The organism is Variovorax sp. WS11 (genome assembly GCF_010499245.1).
Taxonomy (GTDB): Bacteria; Pseudomonadota; Gammaproteobacteria; order Burkholderiales; family Burkholderiaceae_C; genus Variovorax.
Genome location: NZ_JAAGOW010000001.1, coordinates 1,138,557 through 1,152,749, shown reverse-complemented (window position 1 = coordinate 1,152,749; position 14,193 = coordinate 1,138,557). Strand labels below are relative to the sequence as shown.

The window sequence follows — 14,193 nt, the reverse complement described above, 5'->3', positions numbered from 1 at the left end:
GTCAAATCCTTGGGGAGAGGCCATCGGCCAGCGAGAGGCGATAGGCGCGCACACCGGGCAGCAGGCTGGCCAGCCAGCCCGCCACCAGCAGGCCGGCGAGCAGGGCCCATTCGTTGAGTGTAGGTTCGGACAGCGAGAGCGTCAGCCCGAACTGGGCCTGCAGCCATGGCGAGAGCAGGGCAATGCCCAGCGCCGCGGCGATCAGGCCGAGCGCCACTCCCAGCAGCGTGACGATCGCGCCTTCGAGCGCCAGCAGCGCCAGCACATGCCGCAGGCTGGCGCCCACCGCGCGCAGCACCGCGAGCTCGCGGCGCCGCTCGTTCAGGCCGGCCATCACCACCGAGACCAGTCCCGCGAGGCTGACCAGCGCGACCAGCGCCGACATCAGCAGCAGCGCGTTCTCGCCGACGCCGATCACGCTCCACAGCTCGTCCAGCGCCACGCCGGGCAGGATGGCCATCAGCGCCTCGGGCTGGTAGATCGAGACCCAGCGCTGCACCGCGAACACTGCAGCCCGGTTCTTGAGGCCGACCAGCGCGGCGGTCACGGTCTTGGGCTTCAGATCGAACTTGCGCACCTGCTCGGCCGGGATGTGCACGCCCGGCAGCGGCGCGCCGCCGCGCCATTCCAGGTGAATGGCCTCCATCGCCTCCAGCCCGATGTGCACCGTGCGATCGACCGGCGTGCCCGTGCGCGCGAGCACGCCCACCACGGTGAAGGGCTTGTCGGCGTGCTCGGCCACGTTGAGCTCGCCGCTGCCGTGCGCCAGCGTGATGCGCTGGCCCACGTGGTAGCCCAGCCGGTCCGCCACCTCGGCGCCGACCACCGCATCGAAGAGCTCGGCAAAAGGCTTGCCTTCGCGCAGCCGCAGCGGCTGGCGGTTGCCGTAGCGGAAATGCTGGAAGTAGTCCGGCGAGGTCGCGAGCACCGCGAAGCCGCGGTGCGAATCACCGAGCGACAGCGGCACCACCCAGTCCACTCCGGGGTGGGCGGCCAGCGCCTGCACGCTCTGCCACTGCATGTTGTTGGTGGCGGCACCGATGCGAAACACCGAGTACAGCAGCAGTTGCGAGGAGCCGGTGCGCGCGCCCACGATCAGGTCGGTGCCCGAGACGGATGCGGAGAAGTTGTCGCGCAGCTCGGTGCGGATGCGCTCCACGCCCAGCAGCAGGAAGGTGGACAGCGCGATCGACAGCACCGTGAGCGCCAGCGTGAAGCGCCGGTTCCAGGCGCTCTTCCAGGCGATCGCGAACAGGGCCTTCATGCGGGCTCGCCCATGGCCGCGCGGTTGATCTCGGGCAGGAGCAGGTGCCGGCCGAAGCGCGCCGCGATGCGCTGGTCGTGGCTCACGAACACCAGTGCGCTGCGGTTCGCGCGGCAGGCCTCGACCAGCACGTCGAGAAAGGCCTCGCGCCGGTCTTCGTCGAGGGCCGAGGTGGGTTCGTCGGCGATCACGACCTCGGGGTGCCCGATCAGCGCGCGCGCCGCGGCCACGCGCTGCTGCTGGCCGACCGAGAGCTGCATTGCCTGGCGTTTCCACAAGGCTTGCGGCAAGCCCATCGCTTCGAGCAATTGCGCGGCCTGGGCGCGGGCGCCGCCTTCGCGCCCGGCCTGCTCGCGCCGCCGCGCCGAGAAGCGGCAGGGCAGCAGCACGTTGTCGAGCACGCTCAGGTAGGGCAGCAGGTTGAACTGCTGGAAGATGTAGCCCACATGCGCGACGCGCTGGCGGTCGCGCGCGGCGCCGGAGCGCGCGGCCCAGTCCTGGCCCAGCAGGGTGACGCGGCCCGCATCGGCCACCAGCACGCCGGCCAGCAGCGACAGCAGCGTGCTCTTGCCGCAGCCGCTGGGCCCGTGCAGGAACACCGCCTCGCCGGCCTCGATCTCGAACTGCTCGATGTCGATGCAGGGTGCGGCGGCGCCGGGCCAGGCGAAGCGCAGCGCCTCGGCGCGAAGAACGGCGCTCACCACCGAATTACTTGCTGCCCCACGTCAGCCGCGCGGCGGGCCGCTTGAGCGTGCGCTTGAACTGGCCGTCCGGCGAGGCGATCTGCGCATCGACCTGCCGCAGGCCCTTGAAGGCGCCGAACAGGCCGAGCTCGATGAACTTGGCCTCAGGGGCCTTGGTGCAGTTGAAGGCAAAGGTGCCGTCGAGGTCGGCATGGCCTTCGCCCGCGCTGGGTTCAGCTTTGCCCAGGCCCAGCGCCGCGGAGCGCAGCGTGACCGGGCCGAGCTTGCAATTGGCGGCCGGGTCGATCTTGAACAGCTGGTCGGCCGCGCGCAGCTGCGCAACGACGTCGTCCGCCATCTTCTTCTCGGCCTCGGTCTTGGGCGCATGCTCGTAGCCGACGAAGTTGTCGAGCGGCGATTCCATCTCGATGACGACGGTCGGGCCGTCGATCGCAATGTCGAGCTTGAGCTGGCCATGCACATGCGCGCGCGCCTGCGCCATGGCGGCCAGCGGCGCGGCGGCCATCAGGCCTGCCAGCGTGAGCGCGGGAAGAACGCGTTGAAAATTCATGCATTCGCACCTTGCCGGGTCGGCAGTCCCGGCGTGTTGCTCCATTCGCTCCAGCTGCCGGCATAGAGCGCGGTCGGCCCGAGCCCGGCGATCTGCATCGCGAGCACGTTCGGCACGGCGCTCACGCCGCTGCCGCAGTGGTGGACGACCGTTGCGGGGTCCCGGCCCGCCAGCAGTGCTTCGAACTCGGCGCGCAACTGCGCGGCCGGCTTGAACTTGCCCTCGGGGCCGAGGTTCTCGGTGAAGGGCCGGTTCAGGGCCCCGGGGATGTGACCGGCGATCGGGTCCAGAGGTTCCACCTCGCCGCGATAACGTGCGGCGGCGCGCGCGTCGATCAGCGTCTGGGCAGCTTTCCCGAGCCGGGCGGCGACGGTGCGCGTGTCGACCAGGGCCACCAGCGGTTGGCGGGTCACGAAGTTCGACTGGAAGCGTGCCGGCTCGTCGCCACCGCTCGTCGTGCCGCCCGCGGCCTGCCAGGCCTGCAGGCCGCCATCGAGCACGGCCACGGCGTCGTGGCCCATCCACTTGAGCATCCACCAGAGCCGGCCGCAGTAGTTGGCGCCGTTGCGGTCGTAGACCACGGCCTGCATGTCGTTGGCAAAGCCGATGCTGGACAACCAGGCTGCGAAACGCTCGCGGCTGGGAAGCGGATGCCGGCCACCGGAGGCGGGCGGGCCCTCGTCGGCCTGCGCCACCACCACCTCGCCGCGAGCGCCCGGCACGCCGTGCTTAGCGCTCAAGTCGCTGTCGAGATCGGCGTAGATCGCGCCCGGGATATGGGCTGCGCGGTACTGCTCGATGCCGGCCTCGGGCTTCATCAGGTCGAAGCTGCAGTCGAACACCATCTGCGGTGCGTTGCCGCGCTGCAGGGTCATGAGTTCTTCGACGGAGATCAGGGTCTGGTACATGGCAATCCTTCCTTGCTCAATGCTCTTCCGCGGGCGCCTTGGGCAGCGAGCGCTGGCGCAGCACCGTGGCCGCGATGCCGCTGCCGACGATCAGCGCCATGCCGGCCCAGCCGCTCGCGTCGATGCGGTCGCCGAACAGCACCACACTGTAGATGGCTGCAAAGACAATGCCGGAATATTGCAGGTTGGCCACGACGAGCGTGCCGCCTTGGGTCTTGGCGCTGGCATAGGCGCGCGTCATGCAAAGCTGGCCCAGGGCCGCGAGCACGCCGACCGGCAGCAGCCACATTGCGTGCGCCCAGGTCCATTGCGCCCAGGGCGTTGAACTGCCCAGCACCGTGACGAGGCCGCCCGCCACCGCCGAGCCGAGCGCGAAATAGAAGACCGTGCGCGACTCGGGCTCGCCCACGCGAGAGAGGGCGACCACCTGCATGTAGGCGAAGGCGGCGGTCAGCCCGGACATCAGGCCCACCAGCCCCGCGAAGCCCTGGCTTTCGCCGACGCTGGGCTTGAGCATCAGCACCACGCCGCCGAAGCCCGCCAGCACGGTGAGCACCAGCGCACCCTGCAGCGGCGGTCGCGCCACGCGCCCGTCGCGGCCGGGCACCGGCACCCAGGCCAGCAAGGCGCCGCCGACCAGGAAGGCCGCGATCCAGACGCTGCTCATGTAGTTGAGCGTCATGGCGGTCGCCAGCGGCAGGTGCGCGATCGCGTAGAACCAGGCGCCCATCGAGAACACGCCGATCAGGCTGCGCCAGGCATGCATGCCGGGGTAGGGCGTGGCCAGCGTGATGCCGCGCTGGCGCGCCAGCGCCCACAGGAACAGCATGCCGATCAGGCCGCGGTAGAGCACCAGCTCGGCGCTCGTGAACCAGGCCGAGGCGATCTTCACGCACACGCCCATGGTGGCGAAGATCAGTGCGGCCAGCACCATCCAGAGGGCTTGCATCCCCCTAGGACTTCATCTCGCGGCGGTACCACTCGTGGAACTGCTGCATCCCGTCTTCCATCGGGCTCTGGTACGGGCCGCTCTCGTCCACGCCGCGCAGCATCAGCGCGCGGCGGCCGGCGTCCATGCGCTCGGCGATCTCGTCGTCTTCCACGCAGGTCTCCATGTATGCGGCCTGCTGCGCATCGACGAACTCGCGCTCGAAGGCGACGATCTCCTCGGGGTAGAAGAACTCCACCATGTTGAGCGTCTTCTGCGGGCCCATGGGGTGCAGCGTGGAGACGGTGAGCACGTGCGGGTACCACTCGATCATCACGTGGGGGTAGTAGGTGAGCCAGATCGCGCCGTACTTGGGCGGCTTGCCCTCGCGGTACTTCAGCAGCGCCTCCTGCCACTTCTGGTAGACCGGGCTGCCGGCGCGGCCCAGGCGGTTGGCCACGCCCACCGTCTGCACCGAGTGGTGGTGGCCGAACTCCCAGCGCAGGTCGTCGCAGGTGACGAAGCTGCCGAGGCCGGGGTGGAAGGGGCCGACGTGGTAGTCCTCGAGATAGACCTCGATGAAGGTCTTCCAGTTGTAGTTGCACTCGTGCAGCTCGACGCGGTCCAGTGCATAGCCCTCGAAGTCGAGGTCCATACGCGGCCCGAGCCGGGCCAGGTCGGCCGCGACGTCGCGCCCGAGGCCTTGCGGGTTCTGCTCGAACAGCAGGCCGTTCCATTCGGTCAGCGGGTAGTTGTGCAGGTCCAGGCAGGGGTCCTGCGCGAAATGCGGGGCGCCGATCAGCTTGCCGGTAGTGCGCGCGTCGGCGGCCGCGTAGGTCCAGCGGTGCAGCGGGCACACGATGTTGCCGCCGCCGGCCTGCGGATCGAGCTGGCCGCGGCCCTGCAGGATCAGCGCCTGGCGATGCCGGCACACGTTGGAGATCAGCTCCACGCCCTTGGGCGTATGCACCAGCGCACGGCCCTGCTGCTCCTGCGGCAATGAGTGGTAGTTGCCCGGCTCGGGCACGGCCAGCCGGTGGCCGACGTAGCGCGGACCGCCGGCGAAAAGGGTTTGCAGCTCGCGGGCGTAGAGCGCCTCGTCGAAGTACGCGGAAACTGGAAGTTGGCTCGAAGCCTGCTGCAGTTGAAGACTTAAATCAGACATGGGTGACCTGACCAAGCTCCCCACAGGGAGAAAGAACGGAAAGAGGTGCCGCTGAAGAGGGGGCGGCCCGAAGAAAATCGCCGGCAGGCGCCGGCGCGAGAGCGGGCGATTGTACCCCGGGAAAAATAGGCGTGCCGCTGCTTTACCCGCAGGCAATGGGTCCCGCCAGGCCGGGCCGGCACCGCCTCGGGGCGGGCCGCGGTGCCCCCGCCCTAAAATGCCCTGTTTCATCCCCCATCGCCGAATGCCCAAGGTGCCTCCTTCCTCCCCACCAGCGTCCTCGCCCGCCCTCGACATCGGCGCGCTGCCCGCGAGCTACGAAGCCGGGCTCCAGGAACTCGAACAGCTGGTGGCCGAGCTCGAATCGGGGCAACTGCCGCTCGACCAGCTGCTCGGCAGCTACCAGCGGGGCGCGGCACTGCTGGCCTTCTGCCGCGACAAGCTGCAGGCGGTCGAAGATCAGATCAAGGTGCTCGACGCGAACGGCCTCAAGGCCTGGGCAGGCGAATGAGGGCCGGGGACGCCCTGCACTGGGACGCGCAGCGCCTCGCGGCCTGGAGCGAACCGCTGCTCGCCCGCGTCGAGGCCGCTCTCTCGCAATGGGTCGGCGTCGATGCGCCGGTGCTGCTGGGCGACGCGATGCGCTATGCGGTGCTCGACGGCGGCAAGCGGCTGCGGCCCCTGCTGGTCTTCGCCGCCAGCGAGTCGGCAGGCGGCCACGCCGAGGCTGCGCTGCGTGCCGCCTGCGCGGCCGAGCTGATCCATGCCTATTCGCTGGTGCACGACGACCTGCCGTGCATGGACAACGACGTGCTGCGCCGCGGCAAGCCCACCGTGCATGTGAAGTTCGGCGAGGCCGATGCGCTGCTGGCCGGCGATGCCCTGCAGGCCCTGGCCTTCGAGTTGCTCACGCCCGAGCGCGAAGGCATCGCGCCCGCGGTGCAGGCGCGGCTCTGCCGCCTGCTGGCGCGCGCGGCCGGCAGCCAGGGCATGGCCGGCGGCCAGGCGATCGACCTGGCCAGCGTCGGCCTCGCGCTCGACGAGGCCCAGCTGCGCGAGATGCATCGCCTGAAGACCGGCGCCCTGCTGCAGGGCAGCGTCGAGATGGGCGCGGCCTGCGGCACCCTCGATGCCGAAGCGCTCGATGCGCTGCGCGCCTACGGCGCCGCCATCGGCCTGGCCTTCCAGGTGGTGGACGACATCCTCGACGTCACGGCCGATTCGCAGACCCTCGGCAAGACCGCCGGCAAGGACGCCGCGAGCGACAAGCCCACCTACGTCTCCCTGCTCGGACTCGACGGCGCGCGTGCGCAGGCGCGTGAGCTGCTCGCCCAGGCGCTGGAAGCGCTCGACCGTAGCGCGCTGCCCGAGACCGGCGCCCTGCGCGCGCTGGCCTACATGGTCGTGGACCGCGATCGATAGACAACTACAAAGCCCATGGCCCCGCTGCTCCCCACCCTCCACGATCCGTCCGCCCTGCGCCATTTCGACCGCGCCCAGCTCAAGCAGCTGGCCGACGAGGTGCGCAGCTGCGTGCTCGACAACGTCTCCCGCACCGGCGGGCACCTGAGCTCCAACCTGGGGACCGTCGAGCTCACGGTCGCGCTGCACCACGTTTTCAACACGCCGCACGACCGGCTGGTGTGGGACGTGGGCCACCAGACCTATCCGCACAAGATCCTCACCGGCCGCCGCGAGCGCATGCCCAGCCTGCGCCAGATCGGCGGCATCTCCGGCTTCCCGCAGCGCAGCGAGAGCGAGTACGACACCTTCGGCACCGCGCATTCCTCCACCAGCATCTCGGCCGCGCTCGGCATGGCGCTGGCGGCCAAGCAGAAGGGTGAGGACCGGCACGCGGTCGCGATCATCGGCGACGGCGCGATGACCGCCGGCATGGCCTTCGAGGCGCTCAACAACGCGGGCGTGTACGACTGCAAGCTGCTTGTCATCCTCAACGACAACGACATGTCGATCAGCCCCCCGGTGGGCGCGCTCAACCGCTATCTCGCGCAGCTGATGAGCGGCAACTTCTACGCCGCCGCCAAGAACGTGGGCAAGAGCGTGCTGCGCGCCGCGCCGCCGCTGTTCGAGCTGGCCAAGCGCCTGGAGCAGCATGCCAAGGGCATGGTGGTGCCGGCAACGCTGTTCGAGCAGTTCGGCTTCAACTACGTCGGCCCCATCGACGGCCACGATCTCGACTCGCTCGTGCCCACGCTGGAGAACCTCAAGCACCTGCACGGCCCGCAGTTCCTGCACGTCGTCACCAAGAAAGGGCAGGGCTACAAGCTGGCCGAGGCCGATCCGGTGGCCTACCACGGGCCCACCAAGTTCGATCCGGCCATCGGCCTGGTCAAGCCCGCGACCGCGCCCAAGCAGACCTTCACGCAGGTCTTCGGCCATTGGCTGTGCGACATGGCCGCGCAGGACAGCCGGCTGGTCGGCATCACGCCGGCGATGCGCGAGGGATCGGGGCTGGTGGAGTTCGAGCAGCGCTTTCCCGAGCGCTACTACGACGTCGGCATCGCCGAGCAGCACGCCGTCACCTTCGCCGCCGGCCTGGCCTGCGAGGGCCTCAAGCCGGTGGTCGCGATCTACTCGACTTTCCTGCAACGCGGCTACGACCAGATGATCCACGACGTGGCGATCCAGAAGCTGCCTGTCGTGTTCGCGCTCGACCGCGCAGGCCTGGTGGGCGCCGACGGCGCCACCCATGCCGGCGCCTACGACATCGCCTTCATCCGCTGCATCCCCAACATGAGCCTGGCCTGCCCGGCCGACGAGGCCGAGTGCCGCCAGCTGCTCTCCAGCGCCTTCGCGCAGGACCATCCGGTGGCGGTGCGCTATCCGCGCGGCGCGGGCGCCGGCGTCGCGACGCCGCCCGGACTCGAGCCGCTGCCCTTCGGCAAGGGCGAGCTGCGCCGTTCGGGGCAGCGCATCGCGATCGTGGTCTTCGGCACCTTGCTGCATCCGGCGCTCAAGGCCGCCGAGGCGCTCGATGCCACGGTACTCAACATGCGCTGGGTCAAGCCGCTCGATGTCGAGCTGCTGCTGAAGACCGTGGCCACGCACGAATGCATCGTGACCCTCGAAGAGGGCGCCGTGATGGGCGGCGCAGGCAGCGCCGTCATCGAGGCGCTGCAGGCGGCCGATGTGCAACTGCCGGTGCTGCAGCTCGGCCTGCCCGACCGCTTCATCGAGCATGGCGATCCGGGCAAGCTGCTGGCGAGCATCGGACTCGACGCGGCGGGCATCGAGCAATCGATCCTCGAGCGCTTCGGCGCGGGCGAGCCCGCAGGGAAAACCCGCCCCGGTGTCCTGTAAGCACTTTTTACAATCTCGCTGCCTCGACAGCGATGTCGGCAACGCGGCCACGAGCCGCGTTCTTGTTTTTTCCAAGCACTCGGAGTCAACCTCAATGGATCGTCGTTCCCTCATCAAAAACGCAGGCATCGCCGGCGTCCTCGCTGCCGGCATCGCGCCCGCAGTCCACGCGCAGGCGGCAGTGCGCTGGCGCCTGGCCTCGAGCTTTCCCAAGTCGCTGGACACAATCTATGGAACGGCCGAGGTGTTCGCCAAGCAGGTGAGCGATGCGACGGGCGGCAAGTTCCAGATCTCGGTGCATGCAGGCGGTGAGCTGATGCCGGCCTTCGGCGTGGTGGATGGCGTGCAGAACGCCTCGGTCGAGATGGCGCACACCGCGCCCTACTACTTCTACGGCAAGGACCCGACCTTCTGCCTCGGCTGCGCGGTGCCCTTCGGCATGAACACCCGCCAGATGAACGCCTGGATGTACGAAGGCAACGGCCTGAAGCTGATGCGCGCCTTCTACGCCAAGTACAACATCTTCAACCTGCCGGGCGGCAACACGGGCGCGCAGATGGGCGGCTGGTTCCGCAAGGAGATCAAGTCGGTCGCCGACCTGAAGGGCCTGAAGTTCCGCACCAACCCCTTCGCCGGCAAGGTGCTCGAGCCCTTCGGCGTGATCCCGCAGTCCATCCCCGGCGCCGACCTGTACCCCGCGCTCGAGAAGGGCACGCTGGATGCGCTGGAGTGGGTGGGCCCCTACGACGACCAGAAGCTGGGCTTCAACAAGGTCGCCAAGTTCTACTACTACCCCGGCTGGTGGGAAGGCGGCCCGCAGCTGGACTTCTACATCAACACCAAGGCCTGGGAAGGCCTGCCGGCCGAGTACAAGGCCGTCGTCGAAGCGGCCGCCGCGCACGCCAACATCACGATGACCGCGAAGTACGACGCGCGCAACCCCGTCGCGCTGAAGCAGCTGGTCGGCTCGGGCACCACGCTCAAGCCCTTCACGCAGGACGTGATGAACGCGGCCTTCAAGTCGGCCCAGCAGATCTACGCGGAGCTGAACAACACCAACCCCGAGTGGAAGAAGATCTACGGCGACTGGGCCAAATTCCTGGCCGACCAGAACGCGTGGTTCCGCTTCACCGAAGGCACCTTCGACCGCTTCATGCAGCAGCAGAAGCTGTAAGCGCTGCGCCTCGCTTCCTGATGCAAAAAGCCCCGCCGGTCACGGCGGGGCTTTTTTCTTTGGTGTGACCCGTCCTGACCTGGGTTGACACCTTTTCCTCCAAGAAAAGGCAAGTCAATGGAATCAGGCGTCAAACGCACACAGCGGGACTACACGCTGGCTTTTAAGCTCTCGGTCGTCGAGCAGGTAGAAAAAGGCGAGCTCACCTACAAGCAGGCGCAGCATCGCTATGGCATCCAGGGCCGCTCGACGGTGCTGGTGTGGTTGCGCAAACACGGCCGGCAAAGCTGGGGGCATGCGGCATCATCGCGACTGCCCATGCCAGCTCCGATCAAAAAATCCTCCTTTGCGGCGGCGCCACTGACCCCCGAGCAGAAGATCAAGGCCCTGGAAGTGCAGCTTCAACAGGCCAATGAGAAGGCCCGGCTGTTCGAGGCCGTGCTCGATGTCCTGAAGAAGGGCTACGGGGTGCGTGTCGTAAAAAAGCCTTCGGGCAAGTCCTCTCGCAAAAGCTCGTCCCGGGGCTGAGTGTGTCGAGGGCTTGCCGCCATTGGGGCGTCAGCCGCCAGGCCTACTACCAACAACTGCAGCATCAGCAGCAACGCCGTGCACGTGCCGACACGGTGATTGAACTCGTGCGCGGCGTGCGCTTGCGTCAACCCCGCCTGGGCGCGCGCAAGCTGCACCACCTGCTTGAGCAGCCGCTGCGGCAGGCCAACGCGAGCCTCGGGCGTGATGCACTGCTGGACGTGCTGCGCGAGGCGCATATGCTGGTGGCGCCCAAGCGGGCGTACCACAAGACCACCGACAGCCACCACCGTTTCCGGCGCCAACTACGTGCGCGGCATCGCCAAGCTCAGCGCTGCGCAGCTCGGTGAGTGGTGGGGCGTGAGCACCGCCAATGCCTGCGGCGTCCTGTCCCTGCTCGGCCAGGCCCAGATCCCCGTCTACGAGATCAACGCCACCAGCGCCGGCAGCTGCCCCGGCACCGTGGCCGCCTTGACCGATGTGTCCTTCGAGCACGTCTGGGTCAAGGTCAAGATCAACGGCAGCTGGTATGCCTTCGACCCCAGCTACAAGCCCCACACCTTCAAGAGCGGCATCGACCTCGCCAGCGCCGCCACCACCGGCTACGACGCGGCAAGCTACCTGTCGTCCGCCCAGAGCGGCGCCACCGTCACGGCCGACTACGTCCAGAACATCCACCGGGCCAACATCCGCAGCAAGCTCGCCGGCTACGCCACCACCCTCGCGGGCTACCTGCGTGCCAACAAGCCCGCCGCCACCCTGGACGATGTCCTCGCCTACGACGCAGAAGGGCGCCTGCGACAGACGCTGATCGCGGCCAGCACCACGAACCTGCTGTACGACGCCACGGACCTGATCGCCGAGTACGACGCGGCAGGAACAACGCTGCAAAGACGCTATGTGCACGGCCCCGGGACCGATGAGCCGATCGTCTGGTACGAAGGAGCGGGCACCACCGCGAAGAACTGGCTCTATGCCGATCACCTCGGCAGCATCGTGGCCACGGCCAACGCGACGGGCGCGAGCACGGGCATCTACAGCTACGGGCCCTACGGCGAGCCGAACACCACGACGGGCCCGAGGTTCAGGTACACCGGCCAGCAGCTCATCGGCGAGCTCGGGCTGTACTACTACAAGGCGCGCTTCTACTCGCCGAGCCTGGGCCGGTTCCTGCAGACCGATCCGATCGGCTACAGGGATGACGTCAACCTGTATGCCTATGTGGGCAACAACCCCGGCAACCGGATCGATCCCACCGGCTTGGCTTCGCTTGGGGCGTGGGCGTACCCTACTGCAAGCGGGGTGTCCACCTATCCTGTTGCCCCGCAGTCCAATCTCCAGGGCACCTCTCTTGGAAACTTGATCGACAACTCTCCGATCAACGATCCGCCGCTTGAGCGGTTCTATCCCGAGCAATTCCTGATTGGTGGCGGAGGACTGGGAATACTGAGAGGTGCGGCGCAGGCGGTTGCGAAGGGAACTGGTGCCGCGGCGGCGAGGGAGACGGCAGCCTTCACGGAGATTTCGATTGGTGCAAAGGCAACGAGAAATAGTGCCAATCAATTAAATGTGGGATTGATGCAGTCGCAGACGATCGAGAATCTGGCTGCAAGCGGTTACGCGAAGACAATGTCCAAAGATGGGGCCGTCACCGTCATGACCCAGGGAGACAAGGTCTACAGGTTTTATCCTCAATCGACAGGTGGCGGCGTGTTGGGTGCACCGGCCGGGGTGCCTTCTGCGTCCGTTTCCATACTCGACAAGATCGTAACCAAACTCCGCTTTCTAGGAGAGTAATGTGGTAGCAGAAAATACCAAGCCTGTCTTGTCCGATGTAATAGTCGTCGGCGCAGAGCTTCCGACGAAAGTGCTGGCTCGGCCGTTCGAGAAGTACCTTTTCTTCGATGCAGACATTAGTTCGTCGGGGCCAATGATCTCGGCAGTTCGGGACGTGGTCGTTGCCTGCTTCGGTCTTGATGTTGAAGTAGAGATATTCGCTAGCTCAAATCGAATTTCCCTTGCCCGTCTCGAGAAAGGAATGGATTGGCCAGTGGAGATATTCCGTCTTGGTAGGGCAATTCGTGAATCGGGAGACACCGGAGGATTGACTCTTGTGGATACCAAGAGAAGGTGGGTTGCCTATCAGAGTCGCCCGGTGGACACCGGCATTTTTGCGATTGATTGCCACGCAGAATTGGATGGTATTCAAGCCATGAAGGACAGTTTTTTTGACTGCGCCAACATCTCCATTTGGCTTTCACGACGAACTCTGCGTGATGCCGATTTGGTGCAGAGCTTCGGCACAGAATTCCTTGCCATGTTGATAAGGAACTACTCTTGAGCAGAGCTTCAGGTACACCATGGTGGTGGCGGGGGCGGCAATTGGTCAGGTGGATCGGGAATTGCCGGCGGAGCCCGCCCGCCAAGTTATACGCCACAGGGAGCTGGGCAGTGTGCCCTGAATGAGGCGAAACGTCTAAATGAAATACCGATTAGTCAACAACCAGCCTCGGTAACTTCCAATGTCGATCGTCGAGGTAACCCACAACCGGGGCGGCAATATCACTACGCTATGCCAAAGCCAAACGGCATCGAGCGGCGTGTAACTATCAGGGATGATGCTGGAGGACACAATTTTGGATCAAATGACCCTCAAAATCGAGGTCCACACTTCAATCATCCAAGCAACCGGCATTTTGAATATTGAATCATGATGATGCGTTCCTTTACTGATGCCAAATGGAATCTAAGCATCGTCACCACGCTTCAGGCGTCCGGATGCGAAGGTCTTGAGATTGTTGGGCCTGCTTTGAATTCTGCTTCTGCCATTGCCATAGCTTTATCAGAGATCTCTGTTCAGATAAATAAGCTATTCCCTCAAGCAGAATACTGGTTGATTGCCGGTCATGAAATACCTCAGCCAAAAACCAAGATTGCAAATCATAAAAAATTCTGGAAATCAGTGGGCATAAACCTCGCCGCCACTTCGACGGAGACGGCTGAATGGTGCGTTCCATCCGTCGAGGGCCCCAGATATTTTGGTCTTGCAAAAAAATCTCTCATTAAAGATGATGATGTGATCTTGTTGCTGGATAAATTTGAAACTACCTGGATTGTTGTGCTTGATGGCGCGCGTGCTGCGCAAGAGCTGGTCTCAAGCATTAATTCCGGCTGGGATGGTTTTTGCTGTTCAAAAAACCTGTTGGAGTTCGCGATCAGAAACGAGGCGGTATTGATTCGAAACTTCGGGATCGGTGATGCACAGGAAGGTGGCGTCATCGCAATAGCGAGCAAGTTGATGTGTCGACAATTTCTCGAGTCTGCAGCGCCAAAGCATCCAAAGTCTTCTACCACTGCGGGGCCTGCTTCGGGTCGTCGGATCATGACGTCTACCTCAAAAAGAACGCTTGCTCCGGCCATCGCGGTGAGCGCGCTTTGTCGGAGGGCGTTGATCAACATGGGCGTGTCCTTGATCCGCACGAATGATCTGGCGGGAGCCTCCGAAATCTTCGAGCGGCTGAATACCGAGCAAGCGGACGAGCCTCTTGTCCTCGCCAACTTGGCCGTTGCCCGCATTCGATCGGGTCGACGCGAAGAGGCAGAAAAGTTGCACCAGCGTTTGGCCGCCATCGCCTTCGCGTCCTGGTAGCG

The 14,193-nt window shown here is 65.8% G+C and carries 13 protein-coding genes and 1 pseudogene; 8 read left to right on the top strand and 6 right to left on the bottom strand.

Going from position 1 to position 14,193, the window contains the following annotated elements; translation table 11 throughout:
- Position 1 precedes the first annotated feature (1 nt).
- Genes GXN78_RS05920 through GXN78_RS05895 form a run of 6 tightly spaced genes read right to left on the bottom strand, consistent with a single transcriptional unit; the run spans position 2 to position 5,519 of the window.
- A complete protein-coding gene (locus GXN78_RS05920) occupies positions 2-1,264 on the bottom strand; it encodes an FtsX-like permease family protein (RefSeq protein WP_106555233.1) in 1,263 nt (420 codons plus the stop codon).
- A complete protein-coding gene (locus GXN78_RS05915) occupies positions 1,261-1,965 on the bottom strand; it encodes an ABC transporter ATP-binding protein (protein WP_106555313.1) in 705 nt (234 codons plus the stop codon). The genes GXN78_RS05920 and GXN78_RS05915 overlap by 4 nt, the downstream gene beginning before the upstream one ends.
- Positions 1,966-1,972: 7 nt before the next feature.
- Entirely contained in the window at positions 1,973-2,518 is a 546-nt protein-coding gene (locus tag GXN78_RS05910) for a DUF2796 domain-containing protein (protein WP_106555234.1), read from the bottom strand.
- Entirely contained in the window at positions 2,515-3,426 is a 912-nt protein-coding gene (locus GXN78_RS05905; RefSeq protein WP_106555235.1) for a sulfurtransferase, read from the bottom strand. Before GXN78_RS05905 ends, GXN78_RS05910 begins: the two co-directional genes overlap by 4 nt.
- A 16-nt stretch (positions 3,427-3,442) precedes the next feature.
- Positions 3,443-4,375: a DMT family transporter gene (locus GXN78_RS05900; protein ID WP_181360495.1), complete on the bottom strand. Its 933-nt coding sequence runs from the start codon at positions 4,373-4,375 to the stop codon at positions 3,443-3,445.
- A gap of 4 nt (positions 4,376-4,379) precedes the next feature.
- Complete coding sequence (locus GXN78_RS05895; protein WP_106555236.1) at positions 4,380-5,519, bottom strand: aromatic ring-hydroxylating dioxygenase subunit alpha; 1,140 nt, start codon at positions 5,517-5,519, stop codon at positions 4,380-4,382.
- 244 nt (positions 5,520-5,763) lie between these two features.
- On the opposite strand from GXN78_RS05895, the gene xseB reads away from it, so the two are divergent.
- The 8 genes and pseudogenes from xseB to GXN78_RS05850 all read left to right on the top strand — a co-directional run bounded on the left by xseB (position 5,764) and on the right by GXN78_RS05850 (position 14,191).
- Positions 5,764-6,030, top strand: a complete 267-nt coding sequence (gene xseB / locus GXN78_RS05890) for an exodeoxyribonuclease VII small subunit (protein WP_106555237.1) — start codon at positions 5,764-5,766, stop codon at positions 6,028-6,030.
- On the top strand, positions 6,027-6,941 hold the full coding sequence (locus GXN78_RS05885) for a polyprenyl synthetase family protein (protein ID WP_106555238.1): 915 nt from the start codon (positions 6,027-6,029) through the stop codon (positions 6,939-6,941). Before xseB ends, GXN78_RS05885 begins: the two co-directional genes overlap by 4 nt.
- A gap of 15 nt (positions 6,942-6,956) precedes the next feature.
- Entirely contained in the window at positions 6,957-8,840 is a 1,884-nt protein-coding gene (gene dxs, locus GXN78_RS05880; protein ID WP_106555239.1) for a 1-deoxy-D-xylulose-5-phosphate synthase, read from the top strand.
- A 94-nt stretch (positions 8,841-8,934) separates the two neighbouring features.
- Entirely contained in the window at positions 8,935-10,014 is a 1,080-nt protein-coding gene (gene dctP / locus GXN78_RS05875) for a TRAP transporter substrate-binding protein DctP (RefSeq protein ID WP_106555240.1), read from the top strand.
- Positions 10,015-10,131: 117 nt separating this feature from the next.
- Positions 10,132-10,844 (top strand): annotated as a pseudogene (locus GXN78_RS41060) (IS3 family transposase); the annotation flags it as partial.
- A gap of 7 nt (positions 10,845-10,851) precedes the next feature.
- Positions 10,852-12,339, top strand: coding sequence for an RHS repeat-associated core domain-containing protein (locus GXN78_RS05865; protein ID WP_239142619.1), 1,488 nt, complete (start codon positions 10,852-10,854; stop codon positions 12,337-12,339).
- A gap of 1 nt (position 12,340) precedes the next feature.
- Entirely contained in the window at positions 12,341-12,883 is a 543-nt protein-coding gene (locus GXN78_RS05860; protein WP_146162983.1) for a hypothetical protein, read from the top strand.
- A 369-nt stretch (positions 12,884-13,252) separates the two neighbouring features.
- Positions 13,253-14,191 carry a hypothetical protein gene (locus GXN78_RS05850; protein ID WP_146162984.1) on the top strand — a complete coding sequence of 313 codons (939 nt, stop codon included), beginning with the start codon at positions 13,253-13,255 and terminating at the stop codon, positions 14,189-14,191.
- The last annotated feature ends 2 nt before the right edge of the window (positions 14,192-14,193 follow it).